Genomic DNA, 21,413 nt, shown 5'->3' on the forward strand with positions numbered 1-21,413 from the left:
TGACTTTAGCACAAATTGACTTTAGCCAAAGAGGCGTTAGCTAAAGAGGCGCTTAATAACAAGCGAATCGCTTTCGTAAGGAACGTGCTTGTTGTTGTGCTTAATCCAGCGCTCATCGCCCTTTCCAATAATGAGGATTACGTTTAATAAATCGCTATCTTCATCGCGTTTGCTTTGCTCGCCGCGCTTTCTAGCTTCGTTTACGCTGTGCTCAATCGCCTGCGTTCTATCGATTATTATTTGCGATTTAACGCCTGGGTTTGTTATGCAAGATTTCATGTCGTTGCAAATATCCATTGGATCTTCGGTGTTTGTGTCTTCGATTGTAAACACAAACTCGTCGATTCGATTTTGCGCAGCTTGAACAATCTCTTTGCGTCTATCGTACGCTTTGTTTCCAGCAGACCCCGTAACAAGAGTAGTGTATAAACTCTGGCTTGCGTATTTTTCTTCAACAAAGTCCAGCAGCGCCTTTACAGAAACGTAATTATGCGCGTAGTCAACTATTGCGATTGTGTTGGATTTTGGATCCTCAAAAATCTCCATGCGTCCTGGAATTTCAACGTTTTCAATCGCGTGCAAAGCTTCAACATTGTTGATTAAATCTGGTTGCGCGTTTTGTGCGATTGCAATTGCCGCAAGTGCATTTTCGTAGTTAAAGTCGCCTGCGATTTTTAGGTTGAATCTGTCTATTGTGTTGTATTCAGGAATATCTTGATCTTTGAAATTGGTAATATCGCCTCCCAAAACCGCAATGCAATGTTCTGACGTACTTTGCGCACCTTGCGATTCTTGCGATTCTTGCAATTCTGGTACCGCTATATACTTTGGCAAAACAAGCTCAGGGTACTTTGCGCTGTTTTCGTAAGGGTGAATATCGCAATGATTGCTGCATTCTGGGCAATCGCAAGTGTTTTCGTCTATTTCTTCTCTGTGGATTCTTGAAAAAGTTGTGACTTTTACGCCATTTTGATCTGCATCTTGAATAATCAAATCCGCATGTGCGCAATCCGCATTAAGCACAAGTGCATCCGTATTTTTTACGATTTGACGCTTGCAATACAAATAATCTTCAAAAGTTGGGTGTTCGATTGGGCTTATGTGGTCTGGGCTAATGTTCAAAAATGCCGCAACATTAAAGTGTAGTCCATAAATGCGGTTCACTTTGTACGCCTGCGAAGAAACTTCCATAACAAGGTATTTCATGCCATTTTCTACGGCCTGGCTCATCATTCTAAACGCGTCTAGGCTTTCTGGCGTAGTCAAGTCCGACTCAACATATGTTTTACCGTCTAAGCAATTATCTACCGAAGAGAATAGCGCCGCTTTGCCATTAGAATGTGCGTTCAAAATAGCATGAGTAAAGTATGCTGTGGTTGTTTTGCCTTTTGTTCCCGTAATTCCAATAGTCGTAAGCTTTTCTTGCGGGTTGCCAAAGAACGCTGCCGAAAGCACGCTCATTGCTTTTCGAACGTCTGTTACAATCAGCCCAACTGCATTGGTGTAATCCGAGTAGCAATCTTGTGAAACATAAGCAGTTAAGCCGTTTTTATCCGCGTCTTTAAGATATTCTGGCTTAAAATTGCCCTTAATAAAAAGCAGCGTGTTTGGCTTAATATCGCGCGAATCGTACGTTATGTGGCTGTACGGATTTGTGTGGTTATCAAAATCTCTAGCATCTATTGACCAAGTTTGGTCGTGTTCGTGCGTTAAATCGTCATGTTTTTGTGTGCTTTTATTTTGTATTATTTCTCGCAAAAGATTTTGATTCAATAAAATATTGCATGCTTCGTCTAGAGATAATTTTTGTAAAGACATTTTGATTTTCCGTGTTGATTTTCCGTGTTGTTTAGTGATGTTGTTTAGTCGCGTATCGCTAGTAATTACAGCCAGCTTCCTTCGCCAGCTGGTCTTCCTTTAGACTTAAGCCAGTTATCAAAGCTTATTTTCCATTTTGCGTAAGCTTCCCGCTGCCAGGCCATAATCTCGCATAGCTTAAGATTTGCAACGTTTTCGTGCAGCTCGCTTATTGGTTTAATTAGATCCACGGCAGCAACAGTGTCGGCTGTAGCGTCGTGAAAATCGCCAATCGGCTCCACTGCGTAAAACTGCGTTGTGTACGTAAGAGTGCGTTTACCTGTGCGCTTAGAAACAGCGCGGTCTATAACAAGCGGGTCTACAACAAGCATTTCGCCGCCGTTAACCGTGCTTTTTTGGCGATTTTGCAAAGGCTCAAGACTCCATCTTTGTAAATCATGACTTAACATTTTAACGTCAAAAGGAGCGTTGTATGCAAGAAGTGGAATATTTTTGCTTTGCGCAAGGCTAATGGCACTTCCAAGCAACTCAATCTCTTGCGTTGGATCTCCTCCGTTTTCTTGCAAAAACTCGTCTGTAAAGCCGTTTACCTCGCTTGCTTTAGGGTTGATTGGCCTATGCGGGTTTACAAGCCACGTTGCAATAACGTCATTGTTATGCCCGAGCGCTGGGTCTCTAAGAACAAGCGTTGCGGAGCAGATCGAATCGCTGCCAACAATCGCGCCCGTTGTTTCTGTGTCGAAACCAAGCAGCATTGATTTGCACAGTGTTGTGTTTGAATCTTGCTGCGGTGCTTTTTCTAGTGCTTCTAGCAACTCATCTATGTTCTTTGCCATGCAATAATCCTAGAATGCAGCGCAGACCCCTTAAGAGTTATTTGATGTTATTTATATTTGATGTTATTTAAGTGTTGATAAAACAAAACCCACGGCAATAAATCCGTGGGTTTTTAGTTACAAATTTATACGCAAATCAAACGTATTAAGCATTTGCATTAAGCGTTCGCATTAAGCGTCTGCATTAAGCATTTGGCCTTTTGCCGTGATTTGCTGCCTTTTTGCGGCGAGCCTTGCGCTTGCGTCCACGCATACCCATAATAAACTCCTAACAATTAAAATGAACAACCTTAGGGATTATCGCACGTTGCCGCGACGTTTACTAGCTTTAGGCTAGAATGTTTGCCACAGTTGCATTAAGCAAGTTAACAAGGTCATTTGGATTTAAAACAACGTCAAGACCGCGTTTTCCGCCAGAAACAAGGATTTCATCAAAGTGCATAACGCTGACATCTAGCACGGTTTCGTGGTGCGTGCGCTGGCCAAATGGGCTGATTCCGCCAACCACGTATCCGCTTTCGCGTTGAGCTACGTCTGGGCTTGTCATGCTGGCTTTCTTTGCATTTACTGCGCTTGCAATTGCCTTCATGCTTAAGCGGCCATTTACTGGCACAATCCCAACTACGCGCTTTTCGCCTGTGTCTACCATAAGCGTTTTGCAAACTTGCTCTGCGTTTACGCCTAATTTTTGCGCTGCTTCCATGCCGTAGCCGTCATCCATGTGGTCTGCATCGTGCTCGTAGTCAACAACGCGGAATGTGATTCCAGCGTTTTCTAACTGTGCTATTGCTGGCGTTGCTTTTCCTGTTGCAGCATGCTTTTTACTCATCTAAATCCCCTATGCAAATGCTTTGCGAAAACCCCCTGCGATGAATCACCGCAAGGGGTTTGTAGCCTTTTAGGCTTATTTCGCTTTATTTAGCTATTAGCTATTAGCTTTATTGTATCTCGCTAACTTTACTCAGCAATTTCAGCAAAGTAGAGCAAGGTACGAATCATGTTAGCGGTAAAGCCGTACTCGTTGTCGTAGAAGGTAACGGTACGAGCCAAGGTTACGCCGTCAACAGTGTTAACATCGGTCTGAGTTGGATCGAAAACGCCACCGTGGGTGTCGCCAATAATGTCGGAAGACACAATGCTATCGGCGTTGTAGCCAAAGTAATCGCAGTTTTCGAATGCCTTCTTAAAGGCTTCGTTGATTTCTTCGGTGGTTGCTGGCTTCTCGAGAACGGTGGTCAACTCGGTAACAGATCCATCTGGAACCTGAATACGCTGAGCGTGACCCTGAAGCTTGCCGTTAACCTCTGGAACAACCTTGCCGATTGCCTTAGCAGCACCAGTGGAGTGCTCGATTGTGTTGCAAGCAGCAGAACGGTTGTTACGTGGCTTGGAGCCGCGTGGGCCGTCAAGAATCATCTGGGTGCCAGTGTAAGCGTGGATAGTGGTCATAAAGCCAGACTTAATTCCCCAGTTATCTTGCAAAAGCTTAACCATTGCAGCCATGGAGTTGGTGGTGCAGGAGCCAGCGGAAACAATGTTATCGGTTGGCTTTAAGATCTCTTGGTTTACACCGAACACAACGGTTGGAGTGGTTTCATCTTTAGCAGGAGCGGAGATAAGAACCTTCTTAGCGCCAGCGTTCAAGTGAGCCTGGGACTTTTCTGCAGAAGTGTAGAAGCCGGTGCATTCGAGCACGAACTCAACGCCATCGTTCTTAACCCATGGAATGTTGTTTGCGTCTTTTTCGGCGTAAACCTTGTAAGTCTTGCCGTCTACAACGATTGCGTCTTCGGTGGAGGTAACCTCGACTGGAGTGCCATCGTCGTGGCGGAAAGTGCCATGAGTGCTGTCGTACTTAAGCAAGTAAGCAAGCATTGAAGGAGTGGTCAAATCGTTGATGGCTGCGACTTCGATATCGCCAGCTTGACCGCCACGAGCCTGAAGCTCAAAAATACGACGGAATGCCAAACGGCCGATACGTCCAAAGCCGTTAATACCAATCTTGACTGTCATTTGGGATCTCCCTTGAGTGAAACCTTAACGCACGGTTTTTGCGATTTTTCGCGATTCTTAACAATACGTTTTTGGTCTTCGTTATTAAACTAACGTGTCCATTTTAATGTGCGGTATGTACTACGCTAGTGCATCATTTTGTACTACGTTTGCGTAGCATTTTGGCCTTCTTTGCTGCCTTTTTGTGTTTCTAAACTACTTATGTGTGTCTAACTATGTGTATTTTGTATTTTATAGAATCATAACCATTGCATATGCAAAGGTTACAAGAATTGTGATATGCTGTTTTTATGAAGAAAAGTACGCAAGTTTTAGAAGGTCTAGAGCATAAAGCTAAAGTCACTGCCAATACTATCCCTAGCAAAGATTCAAATGTAACCGCTGGGCAAGCATCGCGTATTATCGGAGTTTCTATAGATACTATACGACGTTGGGCAAAATTGGGGCTTTTAATATGTGTTAGGGATTCAAACAACAAACGACTTTTCAAAATTTCAGATTTGGAACGTATTAAAAATCGTTACGAAAATCATGCTGAAAATAAAAAATCGCATTTTTTTGTGTTAAAAAACAATAAAACTCAGTTTACATCAATTGAATTATTTGCTGGCGCTGGTGGAACTGCACTCGGAATGAGTAATGCTGGTTTTAATCATTTAATGTTAAATGAGGTAGACAAATATGCGTGTGCGACTTTGCGCCAAAATAAGCCTGAATGGAATGTTGTAGAAGACGATATTCACAATATTGATTTTTCTAAATACAGCGGCAAAGTTGACTTGTTGCAAGGTGGTGTTCCTTGCCAAGCGTTTTCGTATGCAGGTTTATCTAAAGGATTTGAAGATTCAAGAGGAACACTTTTCTTTGAGTTTGCGCGGGCTATTAAACAAGTTAAGCCAAAAGTATTGATGATGGAAAATGTTCGAGGATTGCTTACTCACGATTCTGGAAAAACCATTATGGTTATGCTAAATACTTTGGATAGCTTGGGCTATAAAGTTGCTTTAAAAGTTTTGCGTGCTCAATTCCTTGACGTTGCTCAAAAGCGCGAACGATTAGTCATAATCGGAGTTAGAAAAGATTTAGATATTCCGATTTTATTCCCTAAAGAAAACAGTGATGTTCTTACATTATGGGATGCAATAGGAGAGTGCCCAAAATCCGAGGGTGCAACGTATCCAGAAAGCAAGAAGAAGGTTTTAGACCTAGTACCTCCTGGAGGCTATTGGCGTGATCTTCCTTTGGATGTTCAAAAAGATTACATGAAGGGTTCGTTTAATTTGCCAGGCGGAAAAACTGGGATGGCAAGGCGACTTTCTTGGAATGAGCCGTCGCTAACTCTCACATGTTCTCCAGCACAAAGACAAACAGAAAGATGTCATCCAGAAGAAACTCGACCATTAACGGTAAGAGAATATGCTCGCATTCAATCTTTTCCAGATAGTTGGAAATTTGAAGGCAGTATGGCAAGCAAATACAAGCAGATAGGAAATGCTGTTCCTTGCAATCTTGCTTATCATGTTGGCAGAGCAATAATCGCTATGCTAAGTGGCGAAAATAGAGAGTTGTTTAGAGATATTAAGCCTGTTGATTTATCGAATATAACTACCGATGAATTAAAATCTCAGGCCTTATCTATGTTATAATTCTCTAATACAAAATTCGGTATGTTAGCCTTTTTGTTTTAGGAATAGTCAAGGGAGATTTTATGTTTTCAGATATTGAAAGAGAGAATATTTTAAGCCAGATTTCATCTTTTTTTGATAAGCAAGTAATAGAAAATCATATAAAAAACACCGAAAAACTTGTTGATATAAAAAAGATTAGCTTTAATCCATTCTTAATAGCATATCTTTCTAGATTTGCTTTTGGCGATGCCTCGCCGCGTTCAATTGCTAAGGCAATTTTATATCCTAGAGTTCTTGGAACTTCTATTTCTACATCTTTTGGTTCTGCAATACAAAAGTTAAGTTCTCAAGTTTTGAGTGGATTTGCGTCTACAACATCTGGAATAGATATTGAATATAAAGATAGTTTTACAAATCGTCATATTTATTGTCAGCTAAAATCTGGTCCAGAAACAATTAATAAAGATGATGTAAAAACAATATGCGACCATTTTAAAGATTTAGCAAGATTGGCTAAAACGAATGGGTCTAAAGACATAAATCCATTAACTGATTGTGTAGTTGGTATTTTGTATGGTTCTAGGGAAGATTTATCGGCGAATTATAAGAGGATTGAATCCGAAGGTTATACCGTAAAAATTGGCCAAGAATTTTGGGAATCTTTTACTGGAGATAAAGATTTTTACAACGATTTAATAAAAACTATTACAACTGTTAATAGCAATAAGATTAATCACGTTTTAGAAAATACTGTAGAAAAATTAGCCAAAAGCATATCGGAAAACAGCAGTATGATTCCTGGAATTGAGATGCAGTCCAATAAAATGTAAGCCAAAAGCTACTTTGGCGAAACGGCGAGAGCGCTAGAGACGCTAGCGTTTACTTCTCCCAAATCGCCAACTGGCCGCTTAAACCAGCTAACTTGCGGCAGTGGAGCGTCTATAGGGAATGTGATTACAAGAGTGCCTTCGTGAACATCAATATGCGCAGGAGTGTTGTTTAATAGCTCGTTGCTTAGGCCTTGAACAGCATCGCCGTACATAGTTGCGTGCTGAAGTTGATATTTAAGCCCAATCTCGTTTACATCGTTAGAAACAGGCGTGTGCGAGAATACGGAAACCATGCGGCCTTCGGGGCCATTAGACGCTGGAAAGTCAAGGGAACCGTTGTGAATTGCGGTAACAATCGTGCCGTCTCCATACAAGAATCCAATTCCGCCTCTAATGGCAAGTCGAACCATAAGCTGAATATTGGAAATAGTGTGATCCACGCGGCCGCCTAAGCCGCCAAAAATATGGAATTCTCTAGAGCCTTTAGCCCATCCAACTTTAAGTGCAGAAAGCAAATCGGGGTCGTCTTTTTCTGCGGGAAGTCGCGTAATCGCAGCGTCTGTTGGGAGTTTTAATCGCACAGAGTCAAAGTCGCCAATAAGCGCATCAACGTGCAAACCAAGCTTGCACGCATGATCCCAGCCGCCATCGGCTGCAATAGTTAAAGCGCGATCAGGAACATGTTCGCGCGTATGGTCGTAATAATCTCCAGCTGCTAAAACAACGCAGCGCTTTAAAGGCTCCATAAACATATAATATCGCGCGCGTGGAATTTAATATGTGGAATTTGATATAACGCATTGTCAAGGCGCCAAGTATAATAGACGTTTGGCTTGAGTAATCAAGAAAGTGGTATATCCCACCTGGAAGCCTAAAGGGTTTCGGGTTCATGACTTCGGTCACGTAGCAATATGCTTGCTACAGCGCTGTTCTTAAGCGCATTTGATTGATGTTTGAACTTGAATTTATCTTTGACCTTTTGGTGCGCTGTTCCACTGTTTTAACAAGGATTGGAGTCATCATTAGCGACGAACCACGCATTAACGAAGAGATTCGCGTCTCCCAAGTGCGCCTTATCGGTCCAAAAGGCGAGCAAGTGGGGGTTATTGCAACCTCGGTAGCGTTGAACCTTGCAAAGGAAGCGAACCTCGATCTTGTAGAGGTGGCACCTACTGCTAAGCCTCCTGTAGCCAAGCTTATTGACTACGGTAAGTACAAGTACAACGAGAAGATTAAGGCTCGTGAAGCGCGTCGTAATCAAAGCACAGCTGAGATTAAGGAAATTCGTTTCCGACTCAAGATTGACGATCACGATTTCGACGTTAAGAAGGGTCATGTTCTTCGATTCCTAAATGGTGGAGACAAAGTAAAAGTCACCATTATGCTGCGCGGCCGCGAACAGTCGAGGCCTGTAGGCGGAGTTGAGTTATTGCGTAGGCTTGCAGATGAGGTTTCCGAAAGTGGAACCGTGGAGTTTGCCCCTAAGCAAGAGGGTCGTAACATAATAATGACTCTCGCGCCTAAGGGTAAAAAGATTCATACTCAGTCTGAGCAGCGTCGTAGAGGCGCTGAATCGCGTGCAGAGCGTCAAGCTCGTCAGGCAGCGCGACTTGCGGCAAAGCAAGGAGCTCAGGCAGCGGCCGATGTGTCCGCAAAAGCTTCTGTAGAATCTGATCAGAATCATAAGGAGGGCAGCAATGCCGAAGATGAAAACTAATTCCGCAGCGTCCAAGCGCGTTCGCCTCACCGGCACCGGTAAGGTAATGCACGATGGAAGCGCAATGCGCCACAACTTGGAGCATAAGTCTGCTCGTAAGCGTCGTGCTTTGTCTGCAGATAAGGTTTTGGCTACAGCTCAGAGCAAGAATTTAAAGGGCTTGCTGGCTAAGTAAGTGCAGTAAAACAAAGACGCAATTAAAATTTTTAAGAAAGCTGAGGAATACTTATGGCACGAGTAAAACGCGCAGTTAATGCTCACAAGAAGCGTCGCGTTGTTCTTGATAGGGCTTCGGGTTATCGCGGCCAGCGCTCCCGCCTTTATCGCAAGGCAAAGGAACAGCTGCTTCACTCATTTACTTATAACTTCCGCGACCGCAAGGCTCGCAAGGGCGACTTCCGCAAGTTGTGGATTCAGCGTATTAACGCTGCTGTTCGCGCAGAAGGAATCACCTACAATCGCTTTATTCAGGGCTTGCGCTTAGCTGGCATCGAATTGGATCGCCGTGCTTTGGCCGAGCTTGCTGTTAGCGACGTTGAGACCTTTAAGGCAATCGTTGAAGCTGCTAAGGCTGCTTTGCCAGCAGATGTTAATGCTCCAGTAGAAGCCTGATTTTAGTTTTATCGCTTTAAATTTGATTTAGGCGATTTAATAAGCATTAAGCATTGAGCCCGTCTTTTTAGGCGGGCTTAATTGTTATGCGCAAGTCGTAGTTTGCTAGTGTGGCGCGTCTAGCGCATTGCAGAGTAAAATAGAGAATAGTGTGTTTTTAGAAATCTAAGCGAAAGAGGCTGATTATGCCAAATATGTTCGGTACCGATGGTGTTAGGGGATTGGCCAATCGCGATTTAACCGCGCAATTAGCGTTAGATTTAGGCGATGCTGCCGTTCGTGTTTTAGGAGAAGCAACGCATAGCAGCGAGTCAAATAGCGAAGATGCAGGGAAAAAGATGCACGCTAGACGAAGGGCGCTGGTTGGTCGCGATACTCGCGTTTCTGGCGATTTTCTAGCGTCCGCTTTGGCGGCAGGCATGAGTGCAGGCGGCTTTGACGTTATAGACGCTGGCATAATCCCAACTCCTGGCGTGGCCTTTTTAACTTCTGTGCTCAACGTGGAAATGGGTGCCGTAATATCTGCCTCGCATAATCCAATGCCAGATAATGGAATCAAGTTCTTTGCGCGCGGCGGTTTTAAGCTTCCAGATAGTAAAGAAGACGAGATTGAGGCGGTTTTAGGCAAGGATTGGCAGCGTCCTACGGGAAGCGGTGTTGGGCGAATCAGCCACGATACTACTACAGCTACAAATCTTTATATTGATCATCTTGTTTCTTCTGTAGCGCCTTTAAGTAGTGAGTCTTCTACTCGCCCTAAGCCTCTTGCTGGCCTTAGAGTAGTGGCGGATTGCGCAAACGGTGCAACGTCTGTAGTGGCTCCAGAGGCATTGCGCAGGGCTGGCGCAGAAGTGATTGTTATTAACGCGTCTCCAGACGGCTACAACATTAACGATCACGCGGGTTCCACGCATCCAGAGCAGTTGCAAGCCATGGTTAAGGCGTCTAAGGCCGATTTAGGAGTGGCTTTCGACGGAGATGCGGATCGCTGCCTTGCCGTAGACGAAAATGGAAACATGGTTAATGGCGACCAAATTATGGGTATTCTTGCGCGTTCTAAGAAGGCCGAAGGCAAGCTGAATCATAATACTCTTGTTGTTACTGTAATGAGCAATCTTGGATTAAAGCTTGCGCTAAAAGACATGGGCATTTCTACCGTTCAAACAAGCGTTGGAGACCGTTACGTTCTAGAAGAGATGCTTAGAGGCGATTATTCTCTTGGCGGCGAGCAGTCTGGGCATGTGATTAATCGCGAGTTTGCAACCACGGGAGACGGCACTCTTACAGCGCTTACGTTGTGCCGAGAGGTTGTGCGAGAGGGCAAGAAGCTTTCGCAAATGGCTGCCGACTTCCCGCAACTTCCGCAATGCCTGGTAAATGTGCCAAACGTAGATAAGATGGCTGCTAAGACAAATGCTGCCGTTCTTAATGCCGTAGAAAAAGAGAGCGCGCTTTTGGGAGACACGGGTCGCGTTCTTCTTAGACCAAGCGGAACGGAGCCACTTGTGCGCGTTATGTGCGAAGCTGCAACGCAGGAGCAGGCAGATGAGGTTTGCGCACGACTTGCACAAGTTGTAACGGATAATCTTAAGTTGTAGATTTACCGACTTTGTACGTGATTTAGGTCAAATTTGGTACAAAATGCGTCAGTTTTTCCCGAGAATGTACGTGATTTGGGTCGAATTTGGTACAAAATCCGTCAATCTTTTCCGCTTTTTGTACGTGATTTGGGTCGAATTTGGTACAAAGTGCGTCAGTTTTTCCCGAGAATGTACGTGATTTGGGTCGAATTTGGTACAAAATGCGTCAGTTTTTCCCGAGAATGTTGTTCGACACGCTGATTACAGCTACAAAACGCGGATAATCTTGATATACTGATTCTTTTGGTATTGTTGTTGATGTACGTGTTTTATCAACAATAGTCAAAGTTAGACTTATAGAGTTAGAGTTTTGCAGAATCGCCTGGTAAAGGAGTCCTATGTTTACGCATCACGCAAGTGTCGACACTAAGCTTAGCCGCGCAGTAGAGCGCCTTTTGGATTCCGCTACAGAAGATGGCGTTTTGTCGATTGTTCAAGCAGGGGAGCCTGTTTTAAGGCAGCGCACGGTTGCTTACGATGGTCAGCTTACGCGCGCAACGCTTAACAAGCTTATTTCGCTTATGCACAGCACTATGCTAGACGCTCCAGGGGTTGGTTTGGCCGCTCCGCAAATCGGGCTTGGCTTAGCGATTGCGGTTGTAGAAGACCACGTTAGGGATGACGAAGACGACCCTAGAGATATTGCAGAATTGCCATTTAGGGCGATTATTAACCCACACTATGAGCCAATTGGCACGCAAACGCGCAGCTTCTACGAGGGCTGCTTAAGCGTTGCAGGGTATCAAGCTGTTCGTCAGCGCTGGCTAGACATTCAAGCCACTTGGCAAGACGAGGATGGAAAGCAGCATTCGCAGCGTTTGCACGGTTGGCCAGCGCGAATCTTCCAGCACGAGACAGATCATTTACGCGGTGAGCTTTACATTGATCGCGCAGAAATGCGCTCGCTTTCTAGCGACGAAAATCTTGAGGATTATTGGGCAGATGAGGCAGTTCCTGTAAACGCTGCTAGAACACTAGGCTTTGCGATTTAAAATAAAAGACGAATGCAAAATAAAATCCCCCACAAGTTTTCTTGCGGGGGATTTTATTAATCACAAATATCAGATATGGAAGTAAAGCTCGTACTCAAGTGGCGTTGGAGCCAAACGAGCCATATCCATCTCTTCGTGCTTTAGATTAAGCCAAGTTTCAATCAAATCGCTAGTAAAAACATCTCCTTGCATAAGGAAGTCGTGATCTTCTTCCAAAGCTTGCAAAGCTTCACCAAGCGAAGAAGGAACCTGCTTAATGCCGTCGTGCTCTTCTGGAGGAAGCTCGTACAAATCCTTGTCAACAGGAGCAGGAGGCTCAATGTGGTTCATAATGCCGTCTAAGCCAGCCATAAGCTGAGCAGAGAACGCCAAGAACGGGTTGCACGAAGGATCTGGCGCGCGGAACTCAATACGCTTAGCAGAAGGAGCATCGCCAGCAAGAGGAATACGAATAGCTGCAGAACGGTTACGAGCCGAGTAAACCAAGTTGACTGGAGCCTCGTATCCTGGAACAAGGCGGTGGTAAGAGTTAAGCGAAGGATTTGTAAAAGCAAGCACAGAAGACGCGTGCTTAATCAAACCGCCAATATACCAACGCGCAATATCGGAAAGCTGAGCATAACCAGTTTCCGCATAGAACAATGGCTTGCCATCCTTCCAAAGCGACTGATGGCAGTGCATACCAGTGCCGTTATCTCCAGCAATTGGCTTTGGCATAAACGTTGCAGCCTTGCCAGCCAAAGCAGCAGTCTCGTGAACAACGTACTTGTACTTCATTAAGTCGTCGCCAGCGTGAACAAGGGTATTGTAACGGTAGTTAATCTCCTGCTGGCCTGCGCCGCCAACCTCGTGGTGGGAACGCTCAAGAATCAAACCAACCTTTTGAAGATTGTAAACCATGTCGTCGCGCAAGTCTTGGTTGTGGTCAACAGGTGGAACAGGGAAGTAGCCGTGCTTTACGCGATTCTTAAAACCAATGTTGTTGCTGCCATCGTCTTCGGTGTCGATGCCAGAATTCCATGGAGCTTCGTTAGAATCCACCTCGTAGAAGGAGCGCTGCATGTCGTTTGCAAAACGCACCTTGTCGAAAATAAAGAACTCGGCTTCTGGAGCAAAGCTTGCGGTATCGGCAATGCCAGTGGCCTTTAAGTAGGCTTCGGCTTTAATCGCAACTTGGCGAGGATCCCTAGAATAAGGCTCGTCTGTTACAGGATCCACAATCGAAAAAGCAACGTTCAAAGTCTTGTGCTTGCGGAATGGGTCAATGTAGGCGGTGTCTACGTCTGGAATAAGCTTCATGTCGGATTCGTTAATAGCCTGGAATCCTTGCATAGAAGAGCCGTCGAAGGCCATTCCATCCGTAAACGCGCTGTTTAAGAACTCGCTTGCAGGCACAGTAAAATGCTGCTGAACGCCAATCAAATCGGTAAATCGAACAGATACGTACTCAATGCCTTCTTGCTTAATCAAAGCCTCGGCATCTTCTTTAGTTTGCAAAGTGGTCATGCCACAATCCTTTCATGAAAATCTCAGTAAATAGTTTAGATTGTTGTATATGATTTTGGATTTCAGCGACTCGACTATCTGGTTACGATTGTGTTACACGCTTTGTTGATTGTGTTACACGCTTTGTAAAGTACAATAGAGTTTATGACGAATAAAGAAAACTACGAAAGCCGTACGGACAGCAACGGCACAAGCGCCAAAATCGACTTAGCTTCGATTTTTCCAGCTAAGGGAGATAATCGCAGGCCTCCTGATTGGCTTAGCCGCGCGCTTATGTATGCGGTAATCGCAACGTTTGTTGCGATTTTTGTTTGGTTTGCTTGGGGAAGTATAGCCTTTATAGTTTTTGACGTTGTAATCTCCATTTTTATAGCGTTGGCAATAGAGCCACTTGTTGTGCGCCTTATAAAACACGGCTGGAGTAGGGCTTTTGCGTCTTTGGCAAGCTTGGTTGGGCTGCTTGCGGTTATTATTTTGCTGCTTGTTCTTTTTGGCAATCTTTTTGTGCAACAGGCCGTTTCCATGGTTCTTGGTTTGCCAGATTTATACAATCAGTTTGCGCATTTTGTGCTAAATTCCACTGGATTTAAGATGCCGAATATTGAGCAGCTTGGAATGGAGATTTTGCGCAACATTCAAACATCGTGGGTTGTGGATTTTGGCGGTTTTGCACTTAACACAACCTGGGGTTTGATGGCTGCTTTGCTTGATTTGCTTACCATTTTGATGGTTACTTATTATATTTCGGCTGCAGGTCCTGCAATGCGTAGAAGTGTTTGCCGTTTGCTAAATCCTAAGTCGCAAAGGCGATTTTTGTTTATATGGTCGGTTGTTCAAGAGCAGATATCGAGCTTCTTATTCTCGCGCACAATTTTGGCTGCGATTAACGCCACGGGTACTGCGATTTTCCTAATATTTATGAAGGTTCCGTACTGGCTTCCGCTTGCGCTGTTCTGCGGAATTGTTTCGCAATTTGTGCCAACGATTGGTACGTATTTGGGCGGAGCTTTGCCAATCGTGTTTGCCTGGGGGTCCAACGGTTTTGCGGCGGCATTAGCTGTGTTGATTTTTGTTACCATCTATCAGCAGATTGAAAACATGGTGATTTCTCCTAAGATTTCCGAAAAAACAATGGATTTAAATCCTGCTGTAGCATTTTTGTCGGTGTTGGTAATGGGTGCTGTTTTTGGGGCGCTCGGCGCATTTTTGGCGCTTCCTGTTACAGCCAGCTTGCAGGCCATTCTTAAGGTTTGTACAAAGCAATACAAGCTTGTTGATTCTCCATTAATGAACGATCCAAAGCCTAATCGCAAGTCGATTATGGTTACAAGTGTTGAAGCAATTGGCAATAGTTTTGTAAAGCCTGTTAAAGACAAGGTTCTTCGAGTTATGAAGGGCTCGTCTTCTAGGGTCTCGATTAATGAAGATATTATGTACTGGTATAAGCAGGCCTATGTTTCTTCTAGTGATTCTGGTGCTGCTTCTAGTGATTCTTCTAGTGATTCTGGCGAAAGTCAAAATTCTAAAGAAGATTCTGGATACATTGAAACAATGGCGATTTCGCGCGATGTTCTAGACGCGGTTAATCGCGATATTAAAAAATCGAACACAAACACAAATCCACGAAGCGGGTGGAATAAATGATTCTTTTGTCTATTTTCGACGTTTTAGTAATCATAATCGGCGTGAGCAGCGTTATTTACCAAGGCGTTTGCGCAGTTGCGTCGCTTGTTGCAAAGCCAGTTGTGTTTCCGAATGCTCCAATGGACAAGCATTACGCGGTTTTAATATCTGCACGAAACGAGGAAGCTGTAATCGGGAATCTTATAGAGTGCATACAGCATCAAACTTATAACCAACAGCTAATAGATATTTGGCTGGTTGCCGATAATTGCACGGATAGCACGGCGCAAGTTGGAAGAAAGTACGGGTGCAATGTTATAGAGCGTTTCGATAAGCAGCACATTGGCAAAGGCTACGCGCTTAGCTACCTTTTGGACCACATAATGGAGCTTGGAAAAGACGAAGATTACGACGCGTACTTTGTTTTTGACGCAGACAATAAGCTGGATTTGCACTATTTTGAAGAGATGAACAATGGATTCCATGCTGGGTACCAGATTTTAACAAGCTACAGAAACTCCGTTAACCTATCGGATAATTGGGTGTCTTCGGGGTCGGCATTGTGGTTTATACGCGAATCGCGATTTACCAACAATTCGCGCATGCTTTTTGGCTCCAGCTGCCACGCAGGCGGAACGGGATTCATGTTTTCGCGCGAAATTATGCACAGAAATCGTGGGTGGAAGTTCCATCTGCTTACCGAAGATCTTGAGTTTACAATGGACTCGATTTTGCACGGCGACAAAGTGGGTTATTGCGGGTCGGCGGTTCTTTACGACGAGCAGCCTGTTTCGTTTAGGCAAAGCTGGAGGCAAAGGCTGCGCTGGAGCAAGGGCTTCTTGCAAGTGTTTAGATATTACGGGGCGGCTCTTATACGCCACGGAATTCGCGAGCGCGATTTTTCGTCGGTTGATTTTACGCTTATGCTTTGCCCGTTTATGGTGCTTGCGATTATTCGCCTTATACTTGGATTTATCTTTGCAGCATTTGGATTTGTTACGTGGGCAAGTCAGATTTATTCAACGCTTAACTTTATAACCACTACTGTTACAAGCGTTTTGGGCATGATGGTGTTTGTTTCGCTTACCATTCTTGTAGAGCACGATAAGCTTGGAGCCACCAACAAAGAGCTTTTTGCGTACGCGCTCAGCTTCCCGATTTTTATGCTTTCGTATGTACCGATTGCCTTCCAGGCTGTGTTCTCTAAGAGCGAGTGGAAGCCGATTCATCACACGGGGCGGTAGTTTTGCTGCGTTCTGCGCGAGCAATCGATATACCTGCCTGAAAACCACTTACTTGCTGTTGCGCGAGGTTTGAGTATTTCTCTCCTCGCAAGTGACGCGCCCCTTTATGGGGGTCTTATGAACGTTAATATTCCAAGGCCTCAGTATGGCGCTATTTATTGCTCGTAGAGAAATACATCAAACCTTCTGGATATCTAGAACTTTTGCGTAGCTTTCATCACCGAGATTCTCGATTTTTCTTCTTCATTCGATGAATCACCATCAAAGATGCTGAGGTTCATCTCATTCAGGGCGAAAAATCTCGAATCTCTACAGTGCTTGGTGTAATTTATGTAATCTCGTAGTGTGTTTATACGCAAGATATGAGATAATAGAGCTCTGGGTGTAAACGTGCGATTGCGCATAATGTGGCGCAATACGTGCGTTTATCTGTATGTTGCGAGGTTTCTATGGTGGATTCTGTTCCAGTCTTTGGTGCAAACGCTTATTCGAGCAATGCGAGTGATGGCAATGCAGAAGTTCCAGCGGTTTCTATTCGCGGATTTGTTAAGACTTTTGGCAAGAAAGTTGCTGTAGATAATCTTTCGCTAGATATTCCAGCAGGCTCTTTCTACGGATTAGTAGGCCCTAATGGTGCTGGCAAAACCACTACGATTAAAATGCTTACGGGCTTGCTTATGCCAGATGCTGGTTCTGCTTCAATTTTTGGCAACGACGTTTGGAGCGATGTAAATAGTGCTAAGCGCGCAATCGGTTTAATGCCTCAAGCAGATGAGATTTTTAAGACAATTACTGGTTTGCAGCTTTTAACTTACGCTGGCATGCTTCGCGATATGAGTCGCGCGGAATCCGTAAAGCGCGCAAACGACTTGCTTTCTGCTTTCGACTTAACAGAAGCTGCAAACACTATGGTTTCGGACTATTCAACTGGTATGACTAAGAAGATTTGCCTTGCAACAGCAATGATTCACAGCCCGCGCGTGCTTGTGTTGGACGAGCCTTTTGAGGCGGTGGACCCTGTTTCTAGCGCAAATTTGAAAGATATTTTAGCCGAGTATGTTTCCACTGGCGGAACTGTGATTATTTCTTCGCACGTTATGGAATTGGTTGAAAAAATGTGCTCGCACGTGGCGATTATTAATGAAGGTCATGTTGCAGCTTCTGGCACTCTTGAAGAAGTTGCTCAAGGCAAAGATCTTGAAGATCGCTTTATGGAGCTTGTTGGTGGACGTCATTCTGCTGCGCGCATTGATTGGCTTAATGGCGGCGAGTCTTATAACGCAACGCCAATCGCAAGCAACCACAACGCGTGAGCGAAAGGCGGTAAGTAATCATGTCTATGATTTTTACAATGGTTCGCCTTCGCTGGGCGCTTACTTTTTCTGTTATGCGAAAGTCAATTTGGCAAAAAATCGGCTTTGGTATATCAATTGTTTTTGGACTTGCGATTATATGCGCTCTTGGTTTTGCAGGCTGGGAAGCAGGAAAGTATCTTAATCCAGGAATGCTTGCAGACGCTAAAGATTGGCAGGAATTCCAATTGATTCCAATAATGATTGCGTCGATTGTGTCAATTTTTACGCTGTTTATAAACCTGTTTATGTTAGGCAGCGACACAACACTAAAATCGCGTAGTTTTGCGCTTTACGGCATTCCTTACGTAAAGCAGCAAGCTGGCATGCTTCTTGGCTCCCTTTTTGGAGCGATTTCTGTAAGTTGCACAATCGCGCTTGCTTTGTGGTCTTTAGCGTACAGAAACTTTGGAATTGTGCCGGTTTTAGTAAGCGTAATTGCAGCTCCGCTTTACGTTGCCACAATCGTGTCTTTAAGCAAAATGCTTATTGAGCTTTTGGACACTATTTTAATAAACAAGCGTTCAAGAAACATTTTTTACTTTGTTATTTTTGTGGCGTATATGCTTTTTGTTGCGTCAATGAATACGCATAGCCCCTCGTCAATTGTAATTTCGCTAGGTACAAGTTTCTGCGCTGTTTCCGCTTTTACTCCATTAAGCGCTGCTATGGCTTTGCCTCTTGACGTCATTAATGGCAATTGGCTTGCGCTTGTTATTCGCTTCCTTATTTGCGTTGTAACGATTGCTGCTTGCTTTGCAATCTCTGTATTTTGCGCAAAATTAGAGCCTAAGCTACTTCGCGGTGAGCAAAAAACAGTTGTTAAAACTAAGGGAATCGGCTTCTTTGCAGCAGTTCCAGACAACATAGTTGGTGCAATTATTGCGCGAATTATTAGCGTTATGAGAAGAGATATGCGTCAACTGTTTTTGCTTATTGCGCCTCTTTTTATGCTGATAGTTGCAGGAGGAACTAGTTTTAATGCTAAAGGATTTGGTTCTATAGCACAGGACATAGGCGTTTCTGGATGGATGATATATGCTGCGATGCTTATGGGAATGGTTGTTGGAAACAATATTGCATACGATGGAACAGCTTTTACTATGCATGCGATTATTGGCGTAAAAGGTTTGCACGATCGTTTAGCGCACGCAATAGTTTGGTCCGTGATTTGCGCTGTGTACTTTGCAATTCTTGGAATAGGGGTTTACGCTTTCCTTTTCTTTGTAGCAAATGTTCAGCAAAATATGAATGCAGTTATGTTCCAAACTCTTTCTCCAATCGGAATAGCTTTTGCGACCATAGGCATTGGCTTAATTTCTTCGTGCATTGCAATGTACCCTGTAGCGTCAATCGAAAAGCCATTCTCTAGGCCGCAAGGAAGTGCTGGCGGGCGAAGTTTTGCAGCTATTGGCTTTATGCTTCTTTCTGTAGTTTGCATGATTCCTTCGGTTGCGGCTGTGATTGCGTTTATTATTCTTGCGCCGCAACTGCTGTGGATTGCATGCATTCTGTTTGTAGTAAACGGATTTGTTGTGTTGGTTGTTGGCGTAATTATTGGTGGCAAAGTGATGGATAAGCGCATGATTCGTATTGTAGAAAACTTGCGCAGATTTGCCTCGATTACTGCTTGAGTATTAATGCGCACGTAAGAGCTGCGATTTATGTGTGCAAGCGTATAGCTTATGTAGCCTTTATGTAGTTCTTATATAGTCTACATGGCTTGTATAGTTATACAGAGTTGCAATTAATCGGTAAAACAGGCGGCGTGCGCATGCAAGACGATGAAAACGTTAAGAATCCAGATAATATAATCGAGATTCCCGAAGATGCTTTTACGTCTAAAGAATCAAGAGAAAAAGCTGGATTTACGTCTAGCTTAGGCGCGCAAAAGCCGCCAAAGTCACATAATCGCGCTGTTGTGTGCTTAATCGCAGCTGCAAGCGTTGTCTCTTTAATGTGCGGTTATATTCTGTTTGATAGCAAAGATCTTTTGCAAAATCGCGATTTTATTCAGTCGCGAATGGCAATTAAAAACAATAAATCTTTGCAAGAGCTAAGCAGTCCAAAACCTAAGAAAATAGCGCATTACGCGTCTTTAATAAAGCAATTAGATAAAAACAAGCCAGTTGACAAAGCTGCTGCGGAAAAGGTTTTGCAAACATTCCTTGATTACCCAGCTCTTGGGCCAAATGTGGCGGCTGTTATAGCGGATGCAAACGGGAAAATTATTGCTGCCAAAAACCCAGACCTTGCTTTGCAGCCAGCGTCTACAATGAAAACGCTTACAGCACTAGCTGCATCGCATACTTTAGACATGGCTTCAACGCTAGACACGCTGGTTTATGCAAGCTGCGACGATAGTGGGAGTTTTGCACGAATTGTTTTGCGCGGCGGCGGAGACATGCTGCTTGGGGCTGGGCAAAGCGATCCGAATCACGTAAACGGTAGAGCTGGTTTAGAAACTCTTGCAAATAAAACGGCTGCAGCTCTTAAAAAGCGGGGCGTTAAGATTGTTCAGTTTGCTGTTGACGATTCGCTGTTTGGTGCAAAAAGATACCCTGAGCTTATTAACGAGAACGATGAAGAAGGTAGATTCTACGCTCCAACTTCGTCTGTTGCGGTAGACGAGGGGCGCAACCGCGATTTTGCGGCGTGGGTTTCGTACGGAAACGACGCAGACGATACCGACGACTATCCGCTTTTAGACAGGCATCCAGCAGTTAGCGCGGGTTTGATTTTTGCAAATCTGCTGCAAAAGGCCGGCATTGATGTTCGCGCATGGAATGGTGATTCTGCAAAAATTACTAAGGCAGCTAAGGTGTCTAGCGCAGATTCCATGTATGTTAGCTACAAAAAACCGCTGATTTCCGCCGATTTTAGCCCGATTGCGCGCGTTTGTTCCGCGCCGCTAGGCGAGATAATGGCGTATATGCTTAGGCATTCCGACAATTCCCTTGCCGAAGAGTTTGGGCGCTTAACTGCGCTCGCTATGCGCAAGTCAAATTCTCCAAAGGGTGCAACTTTGGCTGTGCAAGAAGTTTTGCGCAATTTAGGTATTGATATAAACGGATTGCACATGTCGGATTGCTCGGGACTTTCACCTAAATCCTCTGTTCGCGCGGTTACTTTGATTCAGGTTCAAGCGCAGAATCTTAAGGAGGGGCTTGGTGCGGCTGCCGCAGAAGGCTTGGCTTTGCCAGGCGTTTGGTGTACTTCGGCTAGAAAGCGTCTTGCTGATAAGTCTGCTGCGGGATTAATGCGCGTTAAAACGGGGTATTTGGGCGATGTTTCGTCTATGGTTGGCAACGTTTCTAGAAAGTCGGGAGGCGCGCTAACCTTTGCGGTTGTTGTTAATCCGCCTGGAGACGTTAACTACACTTACGTTGGCGTTAATAAGATGATGGCAGAGCTGACTAATCTTTAGCCTCGTTCGCCGTACTCACGTCTTCGCCGCGCGAATCTACTTCGATTTTCCCGAGAATGTTGTTCAAAATGGCAAAATTAGCTACAAAGTCGGGAGATTTTTCCCGAGAATGTTGTTCAAAATGGCAAAATTAGCTACAAAGTCGGGAGATTTTTCCCGAGAATGTTGTTCAAAA

The 21,413-nt window shown here is 44.4% G+C and carries 19 protein-coding genes; 12 read left to right on the plus strand and 7 right to left on the minus strand.

The features are described 5' to 3' along the window. Positions 1-36: 36 nt before the first annotated feature. The 5 genes from QP420_RS03760 to gap all read right to left on the minus strand — a co-directional run bounded on the left by QP420_RS03760 (position 37) and on the right by gap (position 4,667). Positions 37-1,818, minus strand: coding sequence for a UDP-N-acetylmuramoyl-L-alanyl-D-glutamate--2,6-diaminopimelate ligase (locus QP420_RS03760; protein ID WP_481616582.1), 1,782 nt, complete (start codon positions 1,816-1,818; stop codon positions 37-39). A gap of 65 nt (positions 1,819-1,883) precedes the next feature. After that, on the minus strand, positions 1,884-2,654 hold the full coding sequence (locus QP420_RS03765; RefSeq protein ID WP_481616583.1) for an exonuclease domain-containing protein: 771 nt from the start codon (positions 2,652-2,654) through the stop codon (positions 1,884-1,886). A 184-nt stretch (positions 2,655-2,838) separates the two neighbouring features. Then, positions 2,839-2,913, minus strand: coding sequence for a 50S ribosomal protein bL37 (locus QP420_RS03770; protein ID WP_369803150.1), 75 nt, complete (start codon positions 2,911-2,913; stop codon positions 2,839-2,841). A 69-nt stretch (positions 2,914-2,982) separates the two neighbouring features. Then, positions 2,983-3,483, minus strand: coding sequence for a Cys-tRNA(Pro) deacylase (gene ybaK / locus QP420_RS03775; RefSeq protein WP_481616584.1), 501 nt, complete (start codon positions 3,481-3,483; stop codon positions 2,983-2,985). Positions 3,484-3,611: 128 nt separating this feature from the next. Then, on the minus strand, positions 3,612-4,667 hold the full coding sequence (gene gap / locus QP420_RS03780; protein ID WP_016636398.1) for a type I glyceraldehyde-3-phosphate dehydrogenase: 1,056 nt from the start codon (positions 4,665-4,667) through the stop codon (positions 3,612-3,614). A gap of 290 nt (positions 4,668-4,957) precedes the next feature. Between gap and dcm the strand changes: the two genes are divergently transcribed. Then, positions 4,958-6,313 carry a DNA (cytosine-5-)-methyltransferase gene (gene dcm / locus QP420_RS03785; protein ID WP_481616585.1) on the plus strand — a complete coding sequence of 452 codons (1,356 nt, stop codon included), beginning with the start codon at positions 4,958-4,960 and terminating at the stop codon, positions 6,311-6,313. A gap of 62 nt (positions 6,314-6,375) precedes the next feature. After that, entirely contained in the window at positions 6,376-7,125 is a 750-nt protein-coding gene (locus QP420_RS03790; protein WP_481616586.1) for a PmeII family type II restriction endonuclease, read from the plus strand. An 8-nt stretch (positions 7,126-7,133) separates the two neighbouring features. Here the strand turns inward: QP420_RS03790 and QP420_RS03795 are convergent, their stop codons facing one another. Next, on the minus strand, positions 7,134-7,871 hold the full coding sequence (locus tag QP420_RS03795; RefSeq protein WP_481616597.1) for a thiamine diphosphokinase: 738 nt from the start codon (positions 7,869-7,871) through the stop codon (positions 7,134-7,136). Positions 7,872-8,074: 203 nt separating this feature from the next. Between QP420_RS03795 and infC the strand changes: the two genes are divergently transcribed. The 5 genes from infC (at position 8,075) to QP420_RS03820 (ending at position 12,086) form a co-directional block, all read left to right on the plus strand. Next, positions 8,075-8,842 (plus strand): translation initiation factor IF-3, encoded by a 768-nt coding sequence (gene infC, locus QP420_RS03800; protein ID WP_016636400.1) that lies wholly within the window; start codon positions 8,075-8,077, stop codon positions 8,840-8,842. After that, a complete protein-coding gene (rpmI, locus tag QP420_RS03805) occupies positions 8,823-9,017 on the plus strand; it encodes a 50S ribosomal protein L35 (protein ID WP_004112988.1) in 195 nt (64 codons plus the stop codon). The genes infC and rpmI overlap by 20 nt, the downstream gene beginning before the upstream one ends. A 53-nt stretch (positions 9,018-9,070) precedes the next feature. Then, a complete protein-coding gene (rplT, locus tag QP420_RS03810; RefSeq protein WP_004114536.1) occupies positions 9,071-9,454 on the plus strand; it encodes a 50S ribosomal protein L20 in 384 nt (127 codons plus the stop codon). A gap of 185 nt (positions 9,455-9,639) precedes the next feature. Further along, positions 9,640-11,052, plus strand: coding sequence for a phosphoglucosamine mutase (gene glmM, locus QP420_RS03815; protein WP_481616587.1), 1,413 nt, complete (start codon positions 9,640-9,642; stop codon positions 11,050-11,052). Positions 11,053-11,432: 380 nt separating this feature from the next. Then, a complete protein-coding gene (locus QP420_RS03820) occupies positions 11,433-12,086 on the plus strand; it encodes a peptide deformylase (RefSeq protein WP_004130015.1) in 654 nt (217 codons plus the stop codon). Positions 12,087-12,155: 69 nt separating this feature from the next. Here QP420_RS03820 and glnA read toward each other — a convergent pair whose 3' ends face one another. Next, a complete protein-coding gene (glnA, locus tag QP420_RS03825; RefSeq protein WP_481616588.1) occupies positions 12,156-13,592 on the minus strand; it encodes a type I glutamate--ammonia ligase in 1,437 nt (478 codons plus the stop codon). Between the two features lie 144 nt (positions 13,593-13,736). On the opposite strand from glnA, the gene QP420_RS03830 reads away from it, so the two are divergent. The 5 genes from QP420_RS03830 (at position 13,737) to QP420_RS03850 (ending at position 21,238) form a co-directional block, all read left to right on the plus strand. Then, positions 13,737-15,236: an AI-2E family transporter gene (locus QP420_RS03830; RefSeq protein WP_481616589.1), complete on the plus strand. Its 1,500-nt coding sequence runs from the start codon at positions 13,737-13,739 to the stop codon at positions 15,234-15,236. After that, complete coding sequence (locus tag QP420_RS03835; protein ID WP_481616590.1) at positions 15,233-16,459, plus strand: glycosyltransferase family 2 protein; 1,227 nt, start codon at positions 15,233-15,235, stop codon at positions 16,457-16,459. Before QP420_RS03830 ends, QP420_RS03835 begins: the two co-directional genes overlap by 4 nt. 449 nt (positions 16,460-16,908) lie before the next feature. After that, entirely contained in the window at positions 16,909-17,772 is an 864-nt protein-coding gene (locus QP420_RS03840; protein ID WP_481616591.1) for an ABC transporter ATP-binding protein, read from the plus strand. A 20-nt stretch (positions 17,773-17,792) separates the two neighbouring features. Next, the gene (locus QP420_RS03845; RefSeq protein ID WP_481616592.1) at positions 17,793-19,445 is read left to right on the plus strand and encodes a hypothetical protein; all 1,653 of its coding nucleotides are present in this window, start codon (positions 17,793-17,795) and stop codon (positions 19,443-19,445) included. Positions 19,446-19,585: 140 nt separating this feature from the next. Continuing rightward, positions 19,586-21,238 carry a D-alanyl-D-alanine carboxypeptidase/D-alanyl-D-alanine-endopeptidase gene (locus QP420_RS03850; RefSeq protein ID WP_481616593.1) on the plus strand — a complete coding sequence of 551 codons (1,653 nt, stop codon included), beginning with the start codon at positions 19,586-19,588 and terminating at the stop codon, positions 21,236-21,238. Positions 21,239-21,413 lie beyond the last annotated feature (175 nt).

The sequence above is a fragment of the Bifidobacterium sp. UMB1197 genome (assembly GCF_030217745.1).
In the GTDB taxonomy this organism is placed as follows: domain Bacteria; phylum Actinomycetota; class Actinomycetes; order Actinomycetales; family Bifidobacteriaceae; genus Bifidobacterium; species Bifidobacterium vaginale_B.